Source organism: Streptomyces sp. MZ04 (assembly GCF_004684775.1).
Lineage (GTDB): Bacteria > Actinomycetota > Actinomycetes > Streptomycetales > Streptomycetaceae > Streptomyces.
Genome location: NZ_SRIC01000107.1, coordinates 1 through 24568 on the forward strand (window position 1 = coordinate 1; position 24568 = coordinate 24568).

The following is a 24568-nucleotide window of genomic DNA, read 5'->3' on the forward strand; positions in this document are numbered from 1 at the left end:
CCGTCGCGCGGCAGCACCCGCCCCGCCACGACGAGGAGGACCGCGCCGACCGGCACGTTCACCAGGAACACCGGGCGCCAGCCGGTGCCGAACAGATCGGCGCTGACCAGGATTCCGCCGAGCACCTGCCCCGCGGCGGCGCCGATCGCGAGGGTCGCCGAGTACGCGCCGAGGGCCCTCGTCCGCGCCTCGCCGGTGAAGTTGCGCTGGATCAGGCTGAGCACCTGCGGGATGAGCAGCGCCGAACCCGTGCCCTGCAGCAGCCGGAAGGCGATCAACTCGCCCGTGCCCTGGCTGAGTCCGCAGGCGAGCGAGGCCACGGTGAAGACCGCGAGCCCCACGAGATACATCCGCCGGTGCCCGACACGGTCGCCGAGCCGCGCGCCGGTGATGAGCAGCACGGCGTACGTGATGGTGTAGCCGGCGATCACCAGCTGCAACCCGGCGCCGGACGCGCCGAGTTCGTCGCGGATGGTGGGGGCGGCGACATTGACGATGAAGACGTCGAGCAGCGCCATGAACTGGGCCGCGATGACGACCCAGAGCAGCCGTCCGGGGCGGTTGTCAGTGCCAGGGGCTTTACTGAGTGGGTGACTTGGACCAGTGGGCTCTGTCGGAGTTGCCGTTGCCATGGCAATGAGCCTGCGGGCGGCTCGGTACGGGTAACGAGAGCCTGCCGATGCTGGTACTGACAGCACCTGGCAGTGCTCGGGGCGGGCACGGACGATGGGGGATGTGACGACGATGGGGACGAATCAGCGACGGCGGCCGGAGCTCGCCGCCTTTCTGCGCAGCCGCAGGGCGCGGGTGACACCGGCCGATGTGGGCATGCCGCCGGGGCTGCGCCGTCGCACGCCGGGGCTGCGCCGCGAGGAGGTCGCCCAGCTGTCCGGGGTGGGCGTCACCTGGTACACGTGGCTGGAGCAGGGCCGCCCCATCAACGCGTCCGCGCAGGTCCTGGACGCCGTTGCGCGCACGCTGCGCCTGGAGCAGCCCGAGCGCGAGCATCTCTACCACCTGGCCGAGGTGCCCTACTCGCCGGACCCGGAGGCCGCCGCGAAGGCCGTCGGCCCGGAGATCCAGGGAATCATCGACGCCCTCGATCCGCACCCGGCGGTGGTCTACAACGCGCGGTACGACATCCTCGCCACCAACCCCGCCTACCGCGACCTCTTCTTCGTCCCGCAGATAGCGGCCCTCGGCGTGCCGAACGTGCTGTGGACGCTGTTCATGGTGCCCGACCCCGTGTGCCCGCTGATGTTCCGGGAGACGGAGCTGCCGGTGATGGTGGCGACGCTGCGCAGTGCGTACGGCCGGCATGTGGGCGAGCCCGCCTGGGAGGCCTTCATACGCCGCCTGTCCGCCGCGAGCCCGCTCTTCACCGAGTTGTGGGAGAGCGGAAACGTGGCGCCGCCGGGGCCCCGCGTGAAGACCTTCCGTCACCAGGCGGTCGGCGAGCTGCGGATGACATCGGTCTCGCTGTCCATCAACGGCATGCCGGACTGCCGGATCGTCGCGTACACACCGGACGACGAGGAGAGCAGGCAGCGGACGGCGCGGCTGCGGGAGTTGCGGGAGCCGCTGTGGCCCATGGAACCGATGGGGCCGATGGGGCCGATGGGGCCGATGGAGCCGAAGAAACCGAAGGTGGCCCCGGGAACGGAAAATCCCGCCCTCTGACGAGGACGGGATCCGGATTGTGGAGCTAAGGAGAATTGAACTCCTGACCTCCTGCATGCCATGCAGGCGCTCTACCAACTGAGCTATAGCCCCTTGTGTTCTTCGTGTTCTTCCCGCTTGGCGGGCGAACAAGAAGAACTTTAGCCTGCGACCAGCCGGAATGTGAAATCCGGGTCCGGCCGCCCGCCGGGGGGCTCAGTCGTCGTCGCCGAGCACCGGTTCCGGCAGCGTTCCGGCGTTGTGCTCGAGCAGGCGCCAGCCGCGCCCGCCCTGGCCGAGAACGGACCAGCAGCAGTTGGAGAGCCCGCCGAGGCCCTCCCAGTGGTAGGACTCCAGGCCGAGCAGTCGGCCGATGGTCGTGCGTATCGTGCCGCCGTGGCTGACCACCACGAGCGTGCCGTTGTCCGGCAGCTTGTCGGCGTGGCGCAGGACGATCGGCGCGGCCCGGTCGGCGACCTCGGTCTCGAGCTCGCCGCCGCCGCGACGCACCGGCTCACCACGCCTCCACGCGGCGTACTGGTCGCCGAAGCGCGCGATGATCTCGTCGTGCGTCAGGCCCTGCCACTCACCGGCGTACGTCTCCTGGAGACCCTCCTCGTGCGTGACGGGGAGGCCGGTGATGGCCGACAGCTCGCCGGCCGTGTCCGCGGCCCGCTTGAGGTCGGACGCCACGATCGCGTCCGGCTTCAGCGAGGCGAGCAGCCGGGCGGCGTGCCTGGCCTGCGAGACACCGGTGTCGGTCAGCTCGATGTCCGTGGAGCCCTGGAAGCGACGCTCCAGGTTCCAGGCCGTCTGGCCGTGCCGCCACAGGATGATCCGGCAGCCGCGATTGCTCACCGGAACTCACCGTCAAGGTCGGCCTCCTCCGCGGCCTGCCGCTCGGTGTGCTCGGCGGCCTTGCCGCGGGTCGCCTTGGCGTCCTCGGGCAGGTCGATCTCGGGGCAGTCCTTCCACAGGCGCTCGAGCGCGTAGAAGACCCGCTCCTCGCTGTGCTGGACGTGCACCACGATGTCCACGTAGTCCAGGAGGATCCAGCGGGCGTCGCGGTCGCCTTCGCGGCGGACCGGCTTGGAGCCGAGCTGCTTGTTCAGCTGCTCCTCGATCTCGTCGACGATCGACTTGACCTGGCGGTCGTTGGGCGCGGAGGCGAGCAGGAAGGCGTCCGTGATCGACAGCACGTCGCTGACGTCGTACGCGATGATGTCGTGCGCGAGCTTGTCGGCGGCCGCTTGCGCGGCGACGTTGATGAGCTCGATGGAGTGGTCCGTGGCGGTCACAGTTGAGCTTTCCTTCGGAGGGCAGTACCTCCCCAAGGATCTCACGGACCGCCGACACCACTCTCGACGTTTGGTCGAGCACCCTGTCTACTGCGTCACCCCGCCTCTCAGCCCGTCTTGTAGTCCTGCCCGAGCACCACCGAGACGTCCGCGTTCGGTGCGGTCTTGCCCTTGCGGACCGCGCTCGCCGGCAGGCCGAGGGTCTTGGCGACCTCGGCGGCCTGCGTCTTCTTGGCCGCGTCGGCGTACGTGACCTGCGATGCCGGCTGTGCGGCCGGGCCCGCGCCGCTGTCGACGAAGGTGTAGCCGCCGTTGACCAGGGAGATCCGTGCGTCCTGCCCCGCGCCCTTGGTCCCGGAGGCGTTCTTGACGCCGACCCGCACCGCCGCGCCCTTGTCCGGGTTCTTGACCGCGCCGCCCAGGACGTTCTCGACCACGCTCTCGCCGGCCTTCTCCGACAGCGTCCCGTCCTGCTGGACCGGGAGCAGCTGCGTGGCGTAGTCGCCGCCCTTGGCCCGGTCGGCGAGCTTGGCGAGGAAGGCGCCCAGGTCCTTCTCCTTGAGCGACGGGTCCAGGATCTGGGCCAGCGACTGCACGGTGGTCGTCGCGGCCTGCGGGTCGGACGACAGCTTCCGCAGGACGCCCTGCATGACCGCGCCGAACCGGCTCAGCTGGGCCGTCTCGGTCTCGCCCGACGCCCGGTAGGTGGCGTACGCGACGGCCATCGGGCCGCTCAGCGTCTGCTGCTCGCCCTTCTTGACGAGGGGGGCCTCGCCCTTCTTCGCCTTGGGGTCGGGCACATTGGCGTTCGTGTCGATGTCGATGTTGCCGACGAGCTCGACGAGGTTGTTCAAGTAGGGGGTGTCCAGGCGCCAGGTGCCCTCGACCTGGGTGCCGAGCAGCGCGTCGATCGACTCGCGCGTACCGGTCGAGCCGTCGTCGTCGACCGACTTGCCCAGCGTCGTCCCCGTACCGTCGTCGTCCGTCACGGAGAGGGAGTTGGGCAGCAGCACGGTGGTGCCCCGCTCGGCGGTGGTGTTGTTCACCAGGAGCGCCGTGGAGGTGCCGCCGCCCTTGGTGTTGTGCAGGTGGACGACGATCACGTCGCGGTTCTGCGGTCCCGCCGCGGCCGCGCCGCCACCGGTCTTCTCGTCCGAGAGGCCGGGCAGCTTGCCCGCGTACCAGAGGTAGCCGACGCCGCCCGCGACGACGAGCGCGAACACCACGATCAGCACGACGACCCGGGAACGCCCGCGCCGCTTGGCCTCCTCGCGCCGCTCGGTGCGGCTCTCGGTGAACTTCAGCCAGTCGATGACGTCTTCGGAGTCCTCGTCCGGCTCCTCGATGAACGAGAACTGCTGCGTCTCGTACGCCCGCTCACGCTCGCGCTCCGGCCGACGCTCGGGCGAGGGCGAGGGCGAGGGCGCGGGCCGCCGGGGCTGCGGCGGTACGGCCTCCGGCGGCGGCTGCTGCGGAGGCTGTTGCTGCTGCGGGATCCAGCCGGTCCGGGTCTGCTGGGCGGGCTGCTGCCGGGGCTGTTGCTGGGCTTGCTGCTGGTCGTACGACGGGTACGAACCCGTGTCGTACGGCGGCACCGGCGGCTGCTGCCCCGTCGCGTACGGGTCGTAGCCATAGCCCTGCGGCTGTTGCTGCTGCGGAGGCTGTTGCGGCTGCTGCTGAGCCCCGTACTGGTCGTACGAAGCCGAGGGCTGCACCTGCTGGTACACCGGCTGCCCGTACTCGTCGTACCCGACGACCTGGTACTGGTCAGCCGCGTACTCGCCCGCATACGGGTCGCCGCCCGCGTACGGGTCGCCGCCCGCGTACGGGTCGTACTGTCGGTCGTTCACCGGTGCCCCTCTCGGCTCAGTCGCCGCGGTACAGCTCGCGCTTGTCGATATAACGCACCACACCGTCCGGCACCAGGTACCAGACGGGGTCCCCCTTGGCCACCCGCGCACGGCAGTCCGTGGACGAGATGGCGAGAGCGGGCACCTCCACAAGGGAGACGCCGCCTTCGGGAAGCCCGGGGTCGGCCAGCGTGTGGCCGGGCCTGGTGACGCCGATGAAGTGCGCCAGGGAGAAGAGCTCCTCGGTGTAGCGCCAGGTCAGGATCTGGCCGAGGGCGTCGGCGCCCGTGATGAAGAAGAGGTCCGTGTCGGGATTGAGCGCGCGCAGATCGCGCAGCGTGTCCGTCGTGTAGGTCGGTCCGCCGCGGTCGATGTCGATGCGGCTCACCGAGAACTGGGGGTTCTCGGCGGTCGCGATGACCGTCATCAGATAGCGGTCCTCGGCCGGGGACACCACCCTGTCGCTCTTCTGCCACGGCTGCCCGGTCGGCACGAACACCACCTCGTCGAGGTGGAACTGCGCGGCGACCTCCTGGGCCGCCACCAGGTGTCCGTGGTGGATCGGGTCAAACGTTCCGCCCATGACGCCGAGGCGGCGCTTGCCCTTGCTGGCCGGGCCGGTACCGGGACCGGTAGGCATGTCCTGCTCTCCCATGCGTGCAGACCCTACCGGCCCGGCGGACGGGCCCTGTTTCAGCGGTCCCGTTCGGGGACTCGTCCGGGGACTCGTCCGGGGACCCGGCTCAGCGGTCCCGGTTGAAACGCGTGGTGATCCACAGGAGCAGCAGCAGAATGACGAACGCGCCGCCGCCGGTGACCAGAGGGTTGAGGCTTTCGTGTTCGCCGCCGTGCTCGCCGCCCTCGGAGGCGAGAGTGACCAGCTGGGCGGCGGTGCTGTGGAGGCTCATCTCAGGCAGGACCTATCCGGGGGTGGGATGGACATAAAGACTTCCGGGCCATCGTATGCGGGGCCCGTGGCGGAGCTCACGCCGACTCAGCTGTCGCGGTCCTCGCGCCGGCCCTCGGGCTGCCCATCGGACCGAGCCTCGGACCGCCCATCGCCCTCGTCCTGGCCCTGCCGGTACCCCCGGAGCAGGAACCACCCCACCAGGACGCAGCCGACGACCATGACGATCAGCACGACGCGGAGCAGATTGCCCGCCCCCTGCTCCTTGGCGGCCAGGGCTGCCGCCTCCGTGACCCAGTGGTGGGCTGCGGCGCTGTGCTCCATGACGGACGACATGACGGACGACTCCATTCGCTGTGCTGCCCTGTCACGGTATCTCCGCCTACCCTGGGAGCCACCTCGGGGGCATGACTGGACGAGCATGGGGGATGGGGCATGACCGACGACAACGACCACGGCCACGCGAACGGCGGCCAAGAAGACAGCGGTCACGAGAACGTGCCGAGCCGGCAGCGCAGGCGCTTCCCCGGCATCTCGTCACGGGCGTACGAACACCCGGCGGACCGTTCGGCCCTGGTGGCCCTGCGCAAACTCAGCGGCTTCGACACGGTCTTCAAGGCCCTCAGCGGACTGCTCCCCGAGCGGAGCCTGCGGCTCCTGTTCCTCTCGGACTCGGTACGGGTCTCCGACGCGCAGTTCGCGCACCTCAACTCCATGCTGCGGGACGCCTGTTACATCCTGGACCTGGAGAAGGTCCCGCCGATGTACGTGAATCAGGACCCGAACCCGAACGCGATGTGCATCGGCCTCGACGAGCCGATCATCGTGGTGACCACGGGCCTGGTCGAGCTCCTCGACGAGGAGGAGATGCGGGCGGTCATCGGCCACGAGGTGGGGCACGCGCTCTCCGGCCACTCGGTGTACCGGACGATACTGCTGTTCCTCACCAACCTCGCCCTCAAGGTGGCGTGGATCCCGCTCGGCAACGTGGCGATCATGGCGATCGTGACCGCCCTGCGCGAGTGGTTCCGCAAGTCCGAGCTGTCGGCGGACCGCGCGGGGCTCCTGGTGGGCCAGGACCTGAAGGCGTCGATGCGCGGCCTGATGAAGATCGCGGGCGGCAATCACCTGCACGAGATGAACGTGGACGCGTTCCTGGAGCAGGCCGCGGAGTACGAGGCCGGGGGCGACCTGCGCGACTCCGTACTGAAGATCCTGAACGTACTGCCGCGCACGCACCCCTTCACCACCGTGCGCGCCGCCGAGCTGAAGAAGTGGGCCGAGACCCGCGACTACCAGCGGATCATGGACGGCCACTACCCCCGCCGCGACGAGGACAAGGACACCTCGGTCTCGGACTCCTTCCGCCAGTCCGCCTCCAGCTACGCGGACGACGTACGCCAGAGCAAGGACCCGCTGATGAAGCTGGTCAACGACATCGCGGGCGGCGCGGGCGACCTGGGCGGCAAGCTGCGCGGGAAGTTCACCGGGCAGGGCGGGCAAGGCGGGCAGGGCGGGAAGAGCGGGAAGAGCGGGAAAAGCGGGCAGGACGGCCAGGACCGCGGCCCCGCCGAGGACAAGTAGCCCGCACGGTTCACGGCACGGTTCACAGCGAAGGCTGGGCGGTCGCCGCCAGCGATCCGCACAGCGCGGTGGCGTCACCCGTCGCGTACGGATCGGTGCCCGCGGGACCGCCCGCCTTCGCCTTCTGGCCGGCGAGCAGCGGCCGCAGCTGGTTCGCCGCGTCGGCGGAGCAGGTGAGCGGTCCCGCCTGCATGTACGAGACGATCAGCTCGGTCTGGCGCATCCGCAGGTCATCGCGGTCGAAGCGGAACTGCAGCTCGCGGCGGACGGTGAACAGCGAGGCCTTGGCGTGTTCGTCCTTACCGACGGGCCGCAGCGCGTAGACGAAGGTGTGGTCCGAGGTCACCTCGAGGGTGTTCTTGTCCGTCTCGGTGGCGTGCATCGTGCCCTGGACGCGGATGCCGGTCGAGGCGAGGGCGACCTTCGTCGGGTCGAACCGCACCAGCCAGCCGGTGGGCGCGTGCCGTCCGTCCGCGGCGGGGTGCGCGAAGCTCTGGTCGAACTGGTCGAGCTGCTGCGGGTCGAGCAGGATCCGCGCGGACCGCACGGCGCCGCCGGTGAGCACGTCCGGGTCGAGCGAGGACTCGACCAGATAGTCCTTGGCGATGGTCATGGCGGACGTGATCTGGCTGTCCGAGAAATGTGAAGTGCGCTGCGACGAGGGCAGGTTGATGCCGGACGCGCCGACCCGGAACTGGGCGGCGGGGCTGTGCGCGTACAGCTCGGCGGGCTTCTCGGCGCCGGGCACGGGGCCCTGCGGGGCGAGCGGTATGACCGTGATCCGCAGCGGTTCGGGGGGCTGGGCGACCGGGGTCTGATAGGGGTGTCGTACACCCATGTAGATCGCGGTGCCGAAGGCGACGGCGATCAGCAGGACGAGGATCACGGCCTGCTTGGAGAGGTTCCGGCGGGCGGCCGCGGGGCGGCGGCGCACGGCACGTGCGTGATCACCCATGCGCTCCTGCGCGGAGTACTCCTGGAGCCGCGCGGCGCGGACGAACGACTCGTCGAAGACGACGGATCGGTACTCGTCCTCGCCACCGGCGGGAGCGCCCTCGGGTGTCCCCTCAGGTGGTTCTCCTGGCCCGCCCATACCTTCAGGGTAGGTCTCCTGGCCGTCAGGTAAACGCGCTGGTGCGCGACAACTTCTGACAAGTTCCTACGGCGTACGGGGCGCCGCCGAGACGGGCGGCTGGCCGTACTCCGCGGAGGCCGAAGGCTCCGTCGACGCGGGCGGCGGAATGCGGTCCTGGCGGCCCGACGAGGCTCCTCGGTAGACCGCGGTGAAGGCGAGGGCGACCATGCCGATGCCCATCAGGAGGGCGAGCATCCAGGCGACGGGGCGGTGCCAGCGGGCCTGGCCGGTGTAGCCGCCCGGCCGGCCGTACCCGTCCTCCGTGAATTCCCGGTCGTACACGTCGTCGAGGTCCGGGTCGTGGCCGAATTCTCCGCCGTCGTCCGGGCCGAAGCCGTCTTCGTAGAGGTCGTCGTCCGGTGAGTCGCGGCCCGGTCCGCGGGTGCGGGCCCGGCGGGCCTCGGCCTCGGAGGCCTCGGCGCGCGCCTGGGCGGCGGCCAACAGCCGCTCCACCGCGGTGGGTTCATGGACCTCGGCGGCCTTGACGAAGTCCTCGTCGAAGACCACGGAGGCGAACTCTTCGTCCGCACCTCCGCGGTCGCGGTCGTCGTCGGGCTCCCAGCCGTCAGGAAACGACGGCGTGCCCCCCACGTCCTCCGGCACCCTTCCAGCGTAGACCCGGATGGGGCAATCTGGGCAGACGGAACGGGAATTCAGCCGGTGCGATGCCCCGGCGGATTCAGCGGGTGTGGCCGTCGCCCGTGACGATGTACTTCGTCGAGGTCAGCTCGGGCAGCCCCATCGGGCCGCGGGCGTGCAGCTTCTGCGTGGAGATGCCGATCTCGGCGCCGAAGCCGAACTGGCCGCCGTCCGTGAAGCGCGTGGAGGCGTTCACGGCGACCGTCGTGGAGTCCACGAGCTGCGTGAAGCGGCGCGCGGCCTGCTGCGAGGTGGTGACGATGGCCTCCGTGTGCCCCGAGGTCCACAGCCGGATGTGCTCGACGGCCTGCTCCAGGGAGTCGACGATGCCCGCCGCGATGTCGTACGAGAGGTACTCGGTCTCCCAGTCCTCGGTGGTCGCGGGCACGACGGTGGCCTTGGACGCGTCGGCGTAGGTGAGCACACGCTCGTCCGCGTGCACGGTGACGCCCGCGTCCGCGAGGGCGTCCAGGGCCCGCGGCAGGAAGGCGTCGGCGATGTCCGCGTGCACGAGCAGCGTCTCGGCGGCGTTGCAGACGCTGGGGCGCTGCGCCTTGGAGTTGATCAGGATGTCGACGGCCATGTCGATGTCGGCCTTCGCGTCCACGTAGACGTGGCAGTTGCCGGTGCCGGTCTCGATGACCGGGACGGTGGACTCCTCCACGACGGTCTTGATCAGCGAGGCGCCGCCGCGCGGGATGAGCACGTCGACGAGGCCGCGGGCGCGCATCAACTCCCGTACGGAGTCACGGCTTTCGCCCGGGACGAGCTGGACGGCATCGGCGGGAAGACCCGCGCCGTGCACCGCGTCGCGCAGCACCCGCACGAGTGCCGTGTTGGATTCGTACGCCGATGACGAGCCCCGCAGCAGCACCGCGTTGCCGGACTTCAGGCAGAGGGCGGCCGCGTCCACGGTGACGTTCGGGCGGGCCTCGTAGATGATCCCGACGACGCCGAGCGGGACGCGGACCTGGCGCAGGTCGATGCCGTTGGGGAGCGTCGAGCCGCGGACGACCTCGCCGACCGGGTCGGGCAGGGCGGCCACGTCGCGCACATCGGCGGCGATGGCGCGGACCCGCTCGGGGGTGAGGGTGAGCCGGTCGACGATCGACTCGCTGGTCCCGGCCTCACGGGCGCGCGCGGTGTCCTTGCCGTTGGCCTCGATGATCTCGGCGGTGCGCACCTCGAGCGCGTCGGCGATCGCGAGCAGCGCGTCGTCCTTGGCGGCGCGCGGCAGGGGCGCGAGCGTGGCGGCGGCGCCGCGGGCTCGGTAGGCGGCCTGGGCGACCGGCGAGAGGTTGTCGTAGGGCGAGACCGGCGAGAGGGACGTCATGCCCGCAGGGTAATGCGAGGCGGGCGCGGTCCACCCCGCGTTTCAGCAGCCGAGACCACTGTGCTCACGACGGCTCAAAAAGGGTGGACACCGACGGGCGTGGCCGGTAGCGGACCGTAGCCCTCCGCGATCCGGTGGTGATAGGTGTCGCGGTCGATCACTTCGAGCCCCACGATCTCCCAGGGCGGGAGCTGCGCGCTCTGCCGGTGCTCGCCCCAGAGCCGCAGGGCGACCGCGGCCGCGTCGTGCAGGTCCCTGGCCTCTTCCCAGTAGCGGATCTCCGCGTGGTCGGGCGCGTACCTGCTGGTCAGCAGAAAGGGGTGGTCGTGGGCGAGCTGTTCGAGGCCTCGCCTGACCTCTTTGAGCGGGGCCTCGGCTCCCGAGACGCTCAGCGTGACGTGCCACAGACGGGGGGCCTCCACCGTCTCGCCCTCCCTCTCGTCCGTCTCAGGCAGCTCGCCCGTCCCGTCCGTCTCGCCCGCCGCTCGCGTGTCACCCGCGTACGTCGCCCCCGCGGCGACGCTCGTCAGGGCCCGCTCGGCCGACCCGCGGGACGCCGCCCCTGGGCGCACTCGTCTCACGACGGCCTCCTTTACTCAATGGTGGTGCGGATACGCAACGGTCGTGCGGAAGTGTCTGGAACAAAGTTGAGCAGGCCAAGCGCCCCCGCGGGGCGGTTTTGGGGAGTTTCACCTCGCAGGGGCCGGTCGGCGCTGGGCGTTCGCGCCTGTTTTCGGCCGAGACCCCCGGCGGTCTCTGTGGCTGCCGGTGCGGCGGAAGCACGGACCGCCCAAGGCCCGCGAGGGGCTAGTGGTGCAGCAGGACCAGATCGTCGCGGTGCACGACCTCCCGCTCGTACGCCGGTCCGAGCTCCCGCGCGAGCTCCCGCGTGGAGCGGCCGAGCAGCTGCGGCAGTTCCTTGGCGTCGAAGTTCACCAGGCCGCGCGCGACCGGGCGCCCCGCGGTGTCCCGCAGCTCGACCGGGTCGCCCGCGGAGAAGTCGCCCTCGACGGCCGCGATGCCGGCGGGCAGCAGCGACTTGCGCCCCTCGACGACCGCGCGGACCGCCCCTTCGTCGAGGGTGAGCGCGCCCTGCGGCTCGGAGGCGTGCTGCAGCCACAGGAGACGATCGGCGGAGCGGCGTCCCGTGCGGTGGAAGTACGTGCCCGTGTCGCGGCCCGCGAGGGCGTCCGCGGCCTGGCTCGCGGTGGTCAGGACGACCGGGATCCCGGCGGCCGCCGCGATCCCCGCGGCCTCGACCTTGGTGACCATGCCGCCGGTGCCGACGCCCGCCTTGCCGGCGCTGCCGATCTGGACGTGCGCTATGTCGGCGGGACCTGTGACCTCGGAGATCCGGGCGGTCCCGGGCCTGGCCGGGTCGCCGTCGTAGAGGCCGTCCACGTCGGAGAGCAGGACGAGCAGGTCGGCGCGGACGAGGTGGGCGACGAGGGCGGCGAGCCGGTCGTTGTCGCCGAAGCGGATCTCGTCGGTGGCCACGGTGTCGTTCTCGTTCACCACGGGCAGCGCGCCCATCGCCAGGAGCTGGTCGAGGGTGCGGGACGCGTTGCGGTGGTGGGCGCGGCGTGCCATGTCGTCGGAGGTGAGGAGCACCTGCCCGACGCGTACGCCGTAACGGGCGAAGGAAGCGGTGTAGCGGGCCACGAGAAGGCCTTGCCCGACGCTGGCGGCCGCCTGCTGCCGCGCGAGGTCCTTGGGCCGCCTGCGCAGCCCCAGCGGCGAGAGGCCGGCGGCGATGGCGCCGGACGAGACGAGCACGATCTCGCGCTCGCCGCCGCTGCGGCTCTTGGCGAGCACGTCGACGAGGGCGTCGACACGGTCGGCGTCCAGACCTCCCGCGGCGGTGGTCAGGGACGAGGACCCGACCTTGACGACGACCCTGTGGGCCTCTGCGATGCCCGCCCGTCTCCCACCACCGCCCTCAACCGAAGCCCTTCGGGCAGCCCCTTTATCCATACTTGCCCCAGCCACGTTCTACCCCAATGATCCCTGCGCGCTTGGACCGTCAATCTACGCGAGTGCGGACAGCCGGTGCCCGCGTATTCCGAGGGGCGGACCCCTGCCCCCGAGGGGAATCACGGCCCCTGGGTTCCGTTACCTTTGCCCCTTTATCCGGTGATTGCGGTCACGGAAGATTGCTACAGAGCCGCCGTACGTCATACGGTCAGTGGTCGACTTCCCCCCATCCGATCCTTCCGATCCCCCGCCAGGAGCCCAAGCCCGTGCCCTCTGCCGGACTCGCCCCACGCCGCATCGCACAGCTCTCCGCGCTGTTCTCGATGTTCGCGCTCTTCACGGCCCAGCTAGTCAGCGCGCTGGTCCCGTACGTCCCGGTGTTCGTCGCCGCGTCGGCAGCGAACCTCGCGCTCGACGTCTATCTGCAGTACAAGCAGCCGGGGCTCCTCTCCCTCCTTGGCAAGATCCGCTTCGACGTCACGGTGCGCCAGCTCCTGCGCGACATGCTGATCCTGGTCGGCCTGCTGCGCATCGACGGCATCGAGCCGCTGTCCGAGCAGTCGCCGCTGACGATCGCGCTGCTCGCCTTCTACTTCCTGCACTTCGGCTGCCAGGCCACCGCCATACTGGTGCGCCGCAGCCGCCAGCTGCCGATCGTCACGCGGAACATCGACACCTCCGCGCTGCACCTGACCGCGGCCCCGCCGCGGATCCTGGCCCGCCGCCAGGCGCACCGCCTCCTGACGTTCTCGATCCCCACCACGGTCGGCCTGGTGATCACCGCCGCCACGACGGACGCGTACTGGGGCGGCATCGGCCTCGGCGTCTCCATCGCCCTGATGGGCCTGGGCGCGCTCTACCTCGCCACTTGGCTGCTTCCCAAGAAGCGCGCGAAGAACGACCAGCGGGTCATGGAGTGGCTCGACGCGTGGCTGGCCGACTACCAGCCGACCGTCGGCATGTACTTCTCGGGCGGCACGACGTCCGCGTACCAGGCCAACATGTGGCTCTCCACGCTCTCCCAGCTCGACGGCAAGCCGCTGATCGTGCTGCGCGAGCGGTTCATGGTGCAGAAGATCGACGCGACGGACGTCCCGATCATCTGTTTCCCGAAGGTCGCGACGATGTTCTCCCTGGAGACCTCGACGCTGAAGATGCTGCTGCACCCGGCGAACGCCGCGAAGACCTCGCAGGTCCTGCGCATCCCCACGATCAAGCACGCCTTCATCAACCACGGCGAGAGCGACAAGCTGTCCTCCTGCAACCCGTACGCGAAGGCGTACGACGAGGTGTGGGTGGCGGGCCCCGCCGCGCGCGACCGCTACCAGGCCGCCGACGTCGGCGTCGAGGACAAGGACGTGGTCGAGGTCGGCCGCCCCCAGCTGTCCCCGATCCTGCCGTACACGGGCGCCCCCAAGGGCGCGTACACGACCGTTCTGTACGCCCCCACCTGGGAGGGCTGGGACGGCAACCCCGGCAACACGTCGGTGACCCTCGCGGGCGAGAACATCGTCCGCAACCTCCTCGCCGACGACGGCGTACGCCTCATCTACAAGCCGCACCCGATGACCGGCTCGCAGGACCCGCGCGCGGGCGCCGCCGACGAGCGCATCAAGGCGATGATCCGCGACGCCGCCGCCCGGCGTTCCGGTCCCCGCCCGGGCCCGGAGGCCGCGGCCGAGCTCGAGCTGCGCACTGCCGAGCTCGACAAGCTGACCTCCACCGCGTTCCGCAAGGGCGTGGACGAGATGGAGCGGATGATGCTCCAGGGCACGCCCGACGGCGACCAGCAGGCCGCGGTCGCCGAGGCGACGGCAGCCTGGGACGCGGCGTACTGGGCGTCGTTCCCCGAGTGGGAGCACCAGATCATCACGACCGCGCGTCCAGCGATCTTCTCCTGCTTCAACCAGGCCGACCTGCTGATCAGCGATGTCTCCTCGGTGGTCTCGGACTGGCTGTTCAGCGAGAAGCCGTACGCCGTCGCCAACACGTCCGGCATGACCGAGGCGGACTTCCGCGCGAGCTTCCCGACGGTGAGCGCGGCCGCGATCCTCACCCCGGCCGCCGAGGAAGTCCCGGCCCTGATGGAATCCGTCCGCTCCCCGGAGAAGGACCCCCACGCCGAGGCCCGTGCCGGCCTCAAGGAGCACCTCCTGGGCCCCTCGGACCCGCCGTCCCTGGCGCGCTTCAACGAGGCGGCGCTCGCACTGTCGGCCAAGGCCGACGAGCGGCGGCTCCGGATGGCCACGCGCATCGACGCGGAGATCCCCGGCCAGCGGGCCGCGGAGGACGCGGCGGAGGAGATGGAGTCCGAGGCTGCTGCTGAGCAGAATGGTGCGGAGGACTCCGTCACGGCGTAGCGCCCCGTAAGGGGCGCGGGGAACTGCGCGCCAAGCCACAACGCACCCGCACGGTGCACGAACAAGGGAAGGGCCCCGGAGCCGAAGCTCCGGGGCCCTTCCCTTGCTGCGTAAGGCCTACGGCCTAGAACGGCTCGAAGTCGTCGTACTCCTGGTCCGCGTCATCCCGATCCGCGTCCCGGTCCCGCCGCCGCTGCGCCGCCGGACGGGGCGCCTCGAGGCGGTGGTCCTCGCCACGCCGACCCAGCATCTCCGCGCCCGCCATGACCGACGGCTCCCAGTCGAAGACGACCGCGTTCTCCTCGGGGCCGATGGCGACGCCGTCGCCGGTGCGCGCGCCCGCCTTCATCAGCGATTCCTCGACGCCGAGCCGGTTCAGCCGGTCCGCGAGGTAGCCGACGGCCTCGTCGTTGTTGAAGTCGGTCTGGCGGACCCAGCGCTCCGGCTTCTCGCCGCGCACGCGGTAGATGCCGTCCTCGCCGAGCGTGACGGTGAAGCCCGTGTCGTCCACGGCCTTGGGCCGGATGACGATGCGGGTCGCCTCTTCCTTCGGCTTGGCGGCACGGGCCGCGCCGACGACCTCGGCGAGCGCGTACGACAGCTCCTTGAGGCCCTTGTGGGCGACCGCCGACACCTCGAAGACGCGGTAGCCGCGCGCCTCCAGGTCGGGCCGGACCATCTCCGCGAGGTCCTGTCCGTCGGGTACGTCGATCTTGTTCAGGACGACGATGCGCGGACGGTTCTCCAGTCCTGCGCCGTACTGCCGCAGCTCCTCCTCGATGATGTCGAGGTCGGAGACGGGGTCGCGGTCGGACTCCAGAGTCGCCGTGTCCAGGACGTGCACGAGCACCGAGCAGCGCTCGACGTGCCGCAGGAACTCGAGGCCGAGGCCCTTGCCCTGGCTGGCGCCCGGGATCAGACCGGGCACGTCGGCGATCGTGTAGACGGTCGAACCGGCCGTCACCACACCGAGGTTGGGGACGAGCGTCGTGAAGGGGTAGTCCGCGATCTTCGGCTTGGCCGCGCTCAGGACCGAGATCAGCGAGGACTTGCCCGCGCTCGGGTAACCCACGAGGGCGACATCGGCGACGGTCTTGAGCTCCAGGACGACATCGCCCGCGTCGCCCGGCTCACCGAGGAGTGCGAAGCCCGGCGCCTTGCGGCGGGCCGAGGCGAGCGCCGCGTTGCCGAGGCCGCCGCGGCCGCCCTGGGACGCCACGTACGTCGTGCCCTGGCCGACCAGGTCGGCGAGGACGTTGCCGTCCTTGTCGAGGATGACGGTGCCGTCCGGCACGGGCAGGACGAGGTCCTGGCCGTCCTTGCCGGAGCGGTTGTCGCCGGCGCCGGGCATGCCGTTGGTGGCCTTGCGGTGCGGCGAGTGGTGGTAGTCGAGCAGCGTGGTGACCGACTGGTCGACGACCAGGATCACGTCACCGCCACGGCCGCCGTTGCCGCCGTCCGGGCCGCCGAGCGGCTTGAACTTCTCACGGTGGACGGAGGCACAGCCGTGGCCCCCGCTACCCGCGGCGACGTGCAGCTCGACGCGGTCCACGAAGGTGGTCATGGGATGTGCCTCCAGAAACGTACGGAATGTCAAGGGCGAAATGCCCTAGGTGTAACACGCGAAAGGCGGACCCGCTTCCCGTACGGAGTCCGTACGGGAAGTGAGGTCCGCCTCGCGAAGAACGTGTTCTACAGAAGCCTGATTCAGGCGACCGGAACGATGTTCACGACCTTGCGGCCACGGTGGGTACCGAACTCCACCGCACCGGCGTCCAGCGCGAACAGGGTGTCGTCCTTGCCGCGGCCGACGCCCGAGCCCGGGTGGAAGTGGGTGCCGCGCTGGCGGACCAGGATCTCACCGGCGTTGACGGTCTGACCGCCGAAGCGCTTCACGCCGAGCCGCTGAGCATTGGAATCGCGCCCGTTCCGAGTGGACGATGCGCCCTTCTTATGTGCCATCTTGTCTCAGTCCCTTACTTCGCAGCCGCGGGGATACCGGTGACCTTGATCGCCGTGTACTGCTGGCGGTGACCCTGGCGACGGCGGTAGCCGGTCTTGTTCTTGTAGCGAAGGATGTCGATCTTCGCGCCCTTGTGGTGGTCCACGACCTCGGCCGTGACCTTGATACCGGCAAGCACCCACGGGTCGCTCGTCACGGCGTCGCCGTCGACAACGAGCAGGGTCGAGAGCTCGACCGTGTCGCCGACCTTGGCGGTGGGAATCTTGTCAACCTCAACGATGTCGTCGACAGCAACCTTGTGCTGGCGACCACCGCTGCGCACGATGGCGTACACGCGGATCTCTCTTTCGCTCGGAACGGTGCCCCCGCAGTCCAGCCGCCCACGAAAGCGGGCGGCCTCTCCCGAGCCCGAAGCCGGGAGGAAAAGGTTTACAGGGGGTGGCAATGCATAGGAACACGCCGACGGTCAAGGTTACGGGGCCCGCCCGGAAGGGTCAAACCGGCCCCGTATCGCCCCTCACGTCGTCGTCTTCTCACCGTCCGGCGGCAGCGGCTTGACGCCCTTGCACAGGTCGGTGGTATCGGCGCTGCCCGGCCAGGCGATGGCGCGTACGTGGTCGAAGTGCGAGCGGTAGGTGTCGTGCACCGAGTCGTCGTCGACCTTGACGATCGCCTCGTCGTTCTCGCGCAGGGCCGGCGCCGTGTAGTTCTGCGAGCCGGTGAAGGAGAGCTTGTTCCGCCTGCCGTCGTACACGCCGTCGATGAGCAGGTACTTCGAGTGGACGATGTAGGGCGTGACGAGCTTGGTGCCGGGGTGCAGCGGGTCCCGGTCGTCGTTGAAGCATCGCACGGAGGGGCCGCCGGACTTGTGGAGCGTCTCCCAGGTGCCGGGCGTGCCGCCCTGGCTCTTGGCGCTGTCGGTCTCGGCGTAGACGATGCTGACCGAGCAGCCCGCCTTCTTGAGCGAGACGAGCTTGTCGGCGATCTGCTGCCGGGTGATCTTGAATATCGAGGCGCGGACCTTGGTGTGCTGGGTGACCCCGGCCGCGTCCTTGTAATTGCACTGCACGTTGTTCAGGACCGAGTACATCGTGTCGGTCTCGTTGACCGTGCCGGCGCGCGGGAAGAAGTACGCCTTGTAGAGGCCGCCGCTGACCGTGCGGTAGTCCCAGTTCCGCCAGTCCTTGCCGATCATGTCGGTGAAGTAGTCGGCGTACGCCTCGTACATGGTCGGGTTGTTCGGGAGCAGCAGCGCGTCGTTGAAGAACTTCGTGTGCGCCGACGGCGTGGAGTTCGACGTGGTCTGTACGACGACGTCCCTGGCCCCCTCGACCTCCGAGAACAGCCAGAACTTGTTGTGCATGATCGACTGGCCGTACTTGGGATCGCCCAGGCAGGACTTTCCTGCCGGGCAGAGCGACACGAAGGACGACTTGCTCTTGTCGGTGCCGAGCGCCGCCGCGAGCGTGCTGTACGAGGTGTTCGTCGGGCGGTCGCTCCTGCTGGACTCGTCGAGCAGGATCTGCACCTTCACGCCGCGGTCCTTGGCGGCCACGAGCGCGTTCACGACCGAGGCCTCCCAGACGTGGTAGACCGCGACCTTGATCGTCGAGCCGGGCACCGCGGAGTTCGTCAGCTCGATCAGGCGGGTGCGGATCGCGTACTGCTCGTCGGTGGTGCCCAGCGGATCGTTGAAGATCGGGCCCTCGGTCCACATCTGCGCGTCCGCGGCGGCCGTCCCCATGGCGCTGACGGTCTGGATCCCCGCCGCCGAGAGGACGGTGGCCAGCGCGACGGCCTGGCGTCCGCCCTTGATCTGCTTCACGGCACGGTGACGTCCCGTGCTTCTCAGGCGCATGTGCGCCATCTGTGGTCCCCTCCCCTGACACGAACCCGACGTTTCCCCAAACGTCACGTTCGCGTGTTCCTTCATCAACCGCATGAGTTTTACAGGTACTTCACCGCCCTCCAAGAGGGCGGGTGGCACGAACGCGGCTGCCGTGACGCTTCGGTGATCTTACGTACGAAGGTCCGCCCAGCCTGTGCGACGTGCCGGAACGCCTGTGCCCCCGGCTCGGCGGAATGCGCCGTGCCGGGGGCACAAGGTCATGCGTACGTGCCGACCGTGACGGAGGATCAGCCCTCGTCGCCCGCGGAGGCGTTGACGCCGGACGGCGCCTGCTCCGCCGCGGCGGTCTTCTTCGTCGCCTTCGACGCCTTCTTGGCCGTCGTCTTCTTGGCGGCCGTCTTCTTGGCCGCGGTCTTCTTGGTGGCGGCCTTCTTCGCGGTCGCCTTCTTGGCCGTCTTGCGCGCCGCCTTCTTGGCCGGAGCCGCTTCCTCGGCGGGGGCCTCGGCCTCCGCCTGCTCGGCAGGCTGCTCGGCGGCCGTCTCAGCCGCCTTCTCCGGCGACGGGACGACCAGGAAGGCCGCGTCCTCGGACGCGGTCGGCGCGGTCGCCTTGCGCACCGCACGGCGGCGCGGACGGGCCGGGGCGGCGTCGGCGGGGGCCTCGGCGACGACCGGCTCCGGGGCCGGCTCGGCGACCGGCTCGGCCTTGGGCGCCTCGGCGACGATCACCTCGGCGGCCTCCGGCTCGGCGCTCTGCGCGGGCTTCGGCGAACCGGCCGGCGACGTCGCCTTGCGGGTCGCACGACGGCGCGTACGTCCCTTGGGAGCGGCGTCATCGGCAGGTGCCTCGGCCTCGACGGCAGGGGCTTCCACGACCGGGGCCTCGACGACCTGAGCGGCCTCGACCGGCGCCTCGGCCACGGGGGCCTCGGCCTCCGGAGCCTCGGCCTCGGCCCTGGCGGCCTTCGACCTGCCCCGCCGCTCCGACCTGGGCGCGGTCTCCGCCTTCGGGGCACCGGCCGGAGCCGACGCCCGCCGGGTCGCCCGGCGCCGCGAACGGCCACGGGACGCGGCGGCCTCGGCCTCGTGCGCGCTGCTGTAGAGCTCCTCGTCCGGGACGAACTCGGGCTCGGGCAGCGCCACCGGGGCTGCGAGCTCCGCCTCGACCTCGGCCTCGCTCTCGACGGCCTCGTGCTCGTGACCGTGGTCCTGCTGCTCGGAGCCGCCGCGCCCGCGCTTCTTGCGCTTGCCGCCGCCACCGGCGGAGGTCGGCTGCTCCATGTGCACGATCACGCCACGGCCGTTGCAGTGGACGCAGGTCTCGGAGAAGGACTCCAGGAGGCCCTGGCCGACGCGCTTACGGGTCATCTGTACGAGACCCAGCGAGGTGACCTCGGCGACCTGGTGCTTCGTACGGTCGCGGCCCAGGCACTCGAGCAGACGCCGCAGCACGAGATCCCGGTTGGACTCCAGGACCATGTCGATGAAGTCGATGACGACGATGCCGCCCAGGTCACGGAGGCGCAGCTGGCGCACGATCTCCTCGGCCGCTTCGAGGTTGTTCCTCGTCACGGTCTCTTCGAGGTTGCCGCCCTGGCCGGTGAACTTGCCGGTGTTGACGTCGACGACGATCATCGCCTCGGTCTTGTCGATCACCAGCGAGCCGCCGCTCGGCAGCCAGACCTTGCGGTCGAGCGCCTTGGCGAGCTGCTCGTCGATCCGGTACGTCGCGAAGACGTCGACCTCGGAGGTCCACCTCGAGAGGCGGTCCGCCAGGTCGGGCGCGACATGCGAGACGTATCCGTGGATGGTCTCCCACGCCTCGTCACCGCTGACGATGACCTTGGAGAAGTCCTCGTTGAAGATGTCGCGGACGACACGGACGGTCATGTCCGGCTCGCCGTAGAGCAGGCTCGGCGAGCTCGTCGAGGTCTGCTTCGCCTTCTTCTGGATCTCTTCCCACTGCTGCTGCAGACGCTCGACGTCACGGCGCAGCTCGTCCTCGCTCGCGCCCTCAGCGGCGGTGCGCACGATGACGCCCGCGTCCTCGGGGACGATCTTCTTGAGGATGGTCTTCAGACGCGCGCGCTCGGTGTCGGGCAGCTTGCGGCTGATGCCGGTCATCGAGCCCTCGGGCACGTAGACCAGGTAGCGGCCGGGCAGCGAGACCTGGCTGGTCAGGCGGGCGCCCTTGTGGCCGATCGGGTCCTTGGTGACCTGCACGAGGACCGACTGGCCGGACTTCAGGGCCGACTCGATGCGGCGCGGCCCGTTGGCCATGCCGAGCGCCTCGAAGTTGACCTCACCGGCGTACAGCACCGCGTTGCGGCCCTTGCCGATGTCGATGAAGGCGGCCTCCATGGACGGCAGCACGTTCTGGACCTTGCCCAGGTAGACGTTGCCGACGTACGAGGTGGCCTGCTCCTTGTTGACGTAGTGCTCGACGAGCACGTTGTCCTCGAGGACGCCGATCTGGGTGCGGTCGCCGTTCTGGCGGACGACCATCACGCGCTCGACGGCCTCGCGGCGCGCCAGGAACTCGGCCTCGGTGATGATCGGGACACGGCGGCGGCCCTGCTCGCGGCCCTCGCGGCGACGCTGCTTCTTGGCCTCGAGGCGGGTCGAGCCCTTGATGGACTGGACCTCGTCGGCGCCGGTGCCGGGCTCGCGCTCTTCCTTCTTGCGCGGCTCACGGACCTTGACGACCGTACGCTCCGGGTCCCCGTCGGCGACGGTCTCGGCCTCACCGGAGTCACCGGCACGGCGACGACGGCGGCGACGGCGACGGCTGCTGCTGGAACCGGCACCCGATCCGTTGTCCTCGGCGCCGTTCTCCTCCGCCTGCTCGGCGTCGGACTCGGCGTCGGCGTCCTGGTCCGCCTGCTCGGCGCCCTCGTCGGACTCGGTGTCCTGCTGCTCGCCCTCGGCGTCGGCGGACTCACCGCGGCGGCGGCGACGGCCACCACGACGGCGACGGCGGCCGTGCCGCTCACCGGCGTCCTCGGCATCCTCGCCGGTGTCCTCGGCTTCGGCCTCGGCGGGCTCCTCGGCCGGCTCCTCTGCCTGGGGCGCGGCCTTGGCGGGCTCGCGCTCGGCGGCGGGCTGCTCGTCCGCGGCCCGACGGCGGCGGCGACGGCGCGGGCCGGTCTCCTCCTCCACCACCGGAGCGGCGACGGCCTCGGCCTCGACCTCTTCCTCGACCTCTTCCTCGACGGGCTCCTCGGCCGCTTCGGCGGCGGCCGCGGCGGCGGCGCGCTCCGGCGTCTGGAACATCGGCTCGGCGAACACCGGCGCCTGGAAGACGGCGACGGCGGGCCGCGCGGGCCTGCGCCCGGAGTCCTCGTCGCTGTCGCCCTGGGTGGCCTTACGGGTCTTCTGCGGGGCGGGCGCCGAGAATCCGGCGGCGGCCTTGCGGGTGGCGCGACGGGGCCTGCGGCCACGGGGCGCCTCGTCCTCGGCGGGCTCCGCGTCGGCGCTCTCGGCGGCCTTCGGCTCGGCGACGGGCGCGGCCTCGGCGGCCTCCGCGACGGGCGCGGCGGTGGCGCGGGTCGCACGGCGGCGGGAACGGCGCGGCGCGGCATCGGCCTCCGGCTCGGGCTCGGCGGCGGTCACGGGCTCCTCGTCCTGCACGGCGGCGGGCTCGGCGGCAGGTGCTGCCTCGGCAACGGGCGCGGCGGTGGCGCGGGTCGCACGGCGGCGGGCGCGGCGCGGCGCGGCGTCGGCCTCCGGCTGCGGCTCGGGCTCGGCGGCGGTCACGGGCTCCTCGTCCTGCACGGCGGCGGGCTCGGCGGCAGGCGTCTCGACGGCGGCCTGCGGCGCACCGGCCGGTGCGGAGGCGCGACGCGTCGCACGGCGACGCGGACGGGCGGCGGCGGCCGGAGCGGCCTCCTCGGCCTCGTCCTCGGTCTTGGCGGGCTCGGTCTTGGCGGGCTCGGTCTTCGCGGGCTCGGCAGCGGGAGCCTCGGCCTCGGCGGCCTGCGGGGCACCGGCCGGTGCGGAGGCACGGCGGGTGGCGCGACGGCGCGTACGGGGGGCGGGAGCCGCCTCCTCGACGGGCGCGGCCTCGGCCACGGCGGTCTCGTCCACCGCGTCGGCCGCTACGGCCTCTTCGGTCTCTTCGGTCTCATCGGCGGCGGGGGCGGCCGGTATGGCCGGCGCCGTGGCCTTGGCGGCACCCGTGGGCGGGCCTGCGGGACGCGACGCCGCACGGCGCCTGCGGCGCGGCGGCAAGGTGTCGCTGGGGGTGTTGTTGTTGTCCGAGCCCTCAGTGGGTTCGTTCGGCTCAAGCATGCGGGCGGTTCTCCCGTCAGGCCCCCGGGCGCCGCGCCTGGTCCGGTGATGTCCGCGGCCCTCGCTATGTCCTACGCGGGGCCGCCATCCGGGGGCGTGGGCGCCGCACGGGAGCTCTATGTGTCTGTCTCACCGGTTCCGTACGCCCAAATGCGGACGGCCTGGCGAAAGTCTCGGTCAGTGCGCTGCCCGACCCAGGTGGCTCCCGAGTACAAGGGCGGCGCTGCTGTTTCTCTCGGCGGACTTCCCTACGCGGGACCTTCCGGCGCCGACGCCGTCGCGGCGGCAGCGGGTGCCCCGTCGTTCACAGGTGGGGCGGTGGCTGCCTCGCGGTCGGGCGCGAGCGGGTCGGTCACCGTGCCGGTCTCTTCGTGAAGGAGCCCCTGCGCCAGCCTGGTCACCGCTGCGGGGACCGGCGGCGCCAGGTCGGCCACAGCTCGGAGACCGGACAGGACGTCGTCGGGTCGTACGGCAGGTGTCACGTGCCGAACAACCAGCCGCAGTATCGCACAGGGCTGGTCGGTCGGCCTATCAGTGTCGTGAGCAAGCGCTTCGTCAGCCGTGACCGCCTCGAGGCGCACGACGGCCTCGCGGGCGTCGAACGTCCGGATGCCGTTCTTCGTGCGGCGCTGGACCTCGACGCTCTCCGCGGCCCGGAAGGCCTCGGCGGCCCGCGCCGCGTCCGCGGGCTCCACGCCGTCGAGGCGCAGCTCCCAGATGGACGCGGTGAGCCGGTCGGCGAGCCCGGAGGTGTGCGACTCGACGGCGTCGATGATGTCGAGTCCGACCGGCATCGACTCGTCGAGCAGCTCGCGCAGCTTGTCGGGGTCACGCGGCTCGGTGAGCGCGATCTCCAGGTACTCGGCCTCACTGCCCGTGCCGGTGGGTGCGGCATTGGCGTACGACACCTTCGGGTGCGGGGTGAACCCCGCCGAGTACGCCATGGGCACCTCGGCGCGGCGCAGCGCCCGCTCGAAGGCGCGCTGGAAGTCGCGGTGGCTGGTGAACCGGAGGCGGCCGCGCTTCGTGTAGCGCAGGCGGATGCGCTGCACCGCGGGAGCGGGCGGCGGGCCTACGGGCTGTCGCTTGCCCAGTGGAACTTCTCCTTGTGTGCGGTCCGGGAACACCCCGCGTCGGCGGGGAGCAGTCTGGGTGACGCTTACCCAGCGTCGTCCAGTCGGGCTCACCCCCGCACAGGCGGGGAAACTGCACTCCCAGAATTCTTCTCTCCTAGGTTACGCGGCTCCGGCGTCTCCGGTTCCCGCCGGGCCGCAGGCACCGGCACCGGCTCCTTCGGCGTCCCGAACAGCATCCGCCGTACGTCGGCCCGTGCCTCACGCACGCTGCGGCGGGCCGATGCGATCGCCTGCCGGGTGGCGCGTCCGGCCTCCTTCGCGGCCTGGACGGCGGGCCGCCAGACCCCGTCGCGCAGCACATGCCCGACGGGTGTGAGGACGGTGCGGTAGACCCAGCGCACGGGGTCGACGAAGACCCACCGCAGGAGCCTGCCGACGAACCTCCACACGGCCCGCGACACATGTCCCGCGACACGCCAGGCGTGCCCGAGCGCATCGCCGATCTCGCGCAGGACGACACCGATGGCGCGCCCGACGGGCACGAAGACCCAGCGCCACACGGCGACGAGGGGCACCACGAAGATCCAGCGCAGCAGCGTGCCGATGCCCCGCAGCAGCCACCCGATCCCGGCGCCGATCCCCGCCCCGACCC

At 71.0% G+C, this 24568-nt stretch carries 21 protein-coding genes, 1 tRNA gene and 1 pseudogene; 3 read left to right on the forward strand and 20 right to left on the reverse strand.

From position 1 onward, the window contains the following. Nucleotides 1-632: MFS transporter (locus E2651_RS22095; RefSeq protein WP_209446215.1), on the reverse strand; the 632-nt coding region annotated here is incomplete at its 3' end. 112 nt (nt 633-744) lie between these two features. Between E2651_RS22095 and E2651_RS22100 the strand changes: the two genes are divergently transcribed. Then, entirely contained in the window at nt 745-1680 is a 936-nt protein-coding gene (locus E2651_RS22100) for a helix-turn-helix transcriptional regulator (RefSeq protein ID WP_135332932.1), read from the forward strand. Nucleotides 1681-1700: 20 nt separating this feature from the next. Here the strand turns inward: E2651_RS22100 and E2651_RS22105 are convergent. From E2651_RS22105 to E2651_RS22130, 7 genes are all read right to left on the reverse strand, one after another. Then, a tRNA-Ala gene (locus E2651_RS22105) sits at nt 1701-1773 on the reverse strand. Between the two features lie 102 nt (nt 1774-1875). After that, nucleotides 1876-2517 (reverse strand): histidine phosphatase family protein, encoded by a 642-nt coding sequence (locus E2651_RS22110; protein ID WP_135332933.1) that lies wholly within the window; start codon nt 2515-2517, stop codon nt 1876-1878. Continuing rightward, nucleotides 2514-2957 (reverse strand): ribosome silencing factor, encoded by a 444-nt coding sequence (rsfS, locus tag E2651_RS22115; protein WP_135332934.1) that lies wholly within the window; start codon nt 2955-2957, stop codon nt 2514-2516. The genes E2651_RS22110 and rsfS overlap by 4 nt, the downstream gene beginning before the upstream one ends. Before the next feature lie 107 nt (nt 2958-3064). Further along, complete coding sequence (locus tag E2651_RS22120) at nt 3065-4807, reverse strand: LCP family protein (protein WP_135332935.1); 1743 nt, start codon at nt 4805-4807, stop codon at nt 3065-3067. Nucleotides 4808-4823: 16 nt separating this feature from the next. Beyond that, complete coding sequence (nadD, locus tag E2651_RS22125; RefSeq protein ID WP_135332936.1) at nt 4824-5462, reverse strand: nicotinate-nucleotide adenylyltransferase; 639 nt, start codon at nt 5460-5462, stop codon at nt 4824-4826. A gap of 88 nt (nt 5463-5550) precedes the next feature. Continuing rightward, on the reverse strand, nt 5551-5715 hold the full coding sequence (locus E2651_RS44025; protein ID WP_167828857.1) for a hypothetical protein: 165 nt from the start codon (nt 5713-5715) through the stop codon (nt 5551-5553). Nucleotides 5716-5801: 86 nt separating this feature from the next. Then, on the reverse strand, nt 5802-6050 hold the full coding sequence (locus E2651_RS22130; RefSeq protein ID WP_135332937.1) for a hypothetical protein: 249 nt from the start codon (nt 6048-6050) through the stop codon (nt 5802-5804). A 99-nt stretch (nt 6051-6149) separates the two neighbouring features. Here E2651_RS22130 and E2651_RS22135 point away from each other — a divergent pair, with 99 nt between their 5' ends. Continuing rightward, entirely contained in the window at nt 6150-7298 is a 1149-nt protein-coding gene (locus E2651_RS22135; RefSeq protein ID WP_135332938.1) for a M48 family metallopeptidase, read from the forward strand. 22 nt (nt 7299-7320) lie between these two features. On the opposite strand, the gene E2651_RS22140 is transcribed toward E2651_RS22135, so the two are convergent. The 5 genes from E2651_RS22140 to proB all read right to left on the reverse strand — a co-directional run bounded on the left by E2651_RS22140 (nt 7321) and on the right by proB (nt 12319). Further along, entirely contained in the window at nt 7321-8391 is a 1071-nt protein-coding gene (locus E2651_RS22140; protein WP_135332939.1) for a hypothetical protein, read from the reverse strand. Nucleotides 8392-8457: 66 nt separating this feature from the next. Further along, on the reverse strand, nt 8458-9036 hold the full coding sequence (locus E2651_RS22145) for a hypothetical protein (protein ID WP_135332940.1): 579 nt from the start codon (nt 9034-9036) through the stop codon (nt 8458-8460). A 76-nt stretch (nt 9037-9112) separates the two neighbouring features. Continuing rightward, nucleotides 9113-10405 carry a glutamate-5-semialdehyde dehydrogenase gene (locus E2651_RS22150; RefSeq protein WP_135332941.1) on the reverse strand — a complete coding sequence of 431 codons (1293 nt, stop codon included), beginning with the start codon at nt 10403-10405 and terminating at the stop codon, nt 9113-9115. Between the two features lie 74 nt (nt 10406-10479). Beyond that, nucleotides 10480-10986 (reverse strand): hypothetical protein, encoded by a 507-nt coding sequence (locus E2651_RS22155; RefSeq protein ID WP_135332942.1) that lies wholly within the window; start codon nt 10984-10986, stop codon nt 10480-10482. A 226-nt stretch (nt 10987-11212) separates the two neighbouring features. Then, on the reverse strand, nt 11213-12319 hold the full coding sequence (gene proB / locus E2651_RS22160; protein WP_135332949.1) for a glutamate 5-kinase: 1107 nt from the start codon (nt 12317-12319) through the stop codon (nt 11213-11215). Nucleotides 12320-12645: 326 nt separating this feature from the next. On the opposite strand from proB, the gene E2651_RS22165 reads away from it, so the two are divergent. Further along, nucleotides 12646-14739: a hypothetical protein gene (locus tag E2651_RS22165; RefSeq protein WP_135332943.1), complete on the forward strand. Its 2094-nt coding sequence runs from the start codon at nt 12646-12648 to the stop codon at nt 14737-14739. Nucleotides 14740-14863: 124 nt separating this feature from the next. Here the strand turns inward: E2651_RS22165 and obgE are convergent, their stop codons facing one another. The 7 genes and pseudogenes from obgE to E2651_RS22200 all read right to left on the reverse strand — a co-directional run. Then, the gene (gene obgE, locus E2651_RS22170; protein WP_135332944.1) at nt 14864-16303 is read right to left on the reverse strand and encodes a GTPase ObgE; all 1440 of its coding nucleotides are present in this window, start codon (nt 16301-16303) and stop codon (nt 14864-14866) included. Between the two features lie 143 nt (nt 16304-16446). Further along, on the reverse strand, nt 16447-16701 hold the full coding sequence (gene rpmA, locus E2651_RS22175) for a 50S ribosomal protein L27 (protein WP_030564037.1): 255 nt from the start codon (nt 16699-16701) through the stop codon (nt 16447-16449). A gap of 14 nt (nt 16702-16715) precedes the next feature. After that, nucleotides 16716-17036: a 50S ribosomal protein L21 gene (gene rplU / locus E2651_RS22180; RefSeq protein WP_108148675.1), complete on the reverse strand. Its 321-nt coding sequence runs from the start codon at nt 17034-17036 to the stop codon at nt 16716-16718. Between the two features lie 183 nt (nt 17037-17219). Continuing rightward, entirely contained in the window at nt 17220-18560 is a 1341-nt protein-coding gene (locus E2651_RS22185; RefSeq protein WP_245239078.1) for a phospholipase D-like domain-containing protein, read from the reverse strand. Nucleotides 18561-18838: 278 nt separating this feature from the next. Then, a complete protein-coding gene (locus E2651_RS22190) occupies nt 18839-22840 on the reverse strand; it encodes an Rne/Rng family ribonuclease (RefSeq protein ID WP_135332946.1) in 4002 nt (1333 codons plus the stop codon). Between the two features lie 248 nt (nt 22841-23088). Then, a complete protein-coding gene (locus E2651_RS22195; protein ID WP_135332947.1) occupies nt 23089-23892 on the reverse strand; it encodes a TIGR03936 family radical SAM-associated protein in 804 nt (267 codons plus the stop codon). Nucleotides 23893-24023: 131 nt separating this feature from the next. Beyond that, nucleotides 24024-24568, reverse strand: a pseudogene (locus tag E2651_RS22200) (hypothetical protein); the annotation flags it as partial.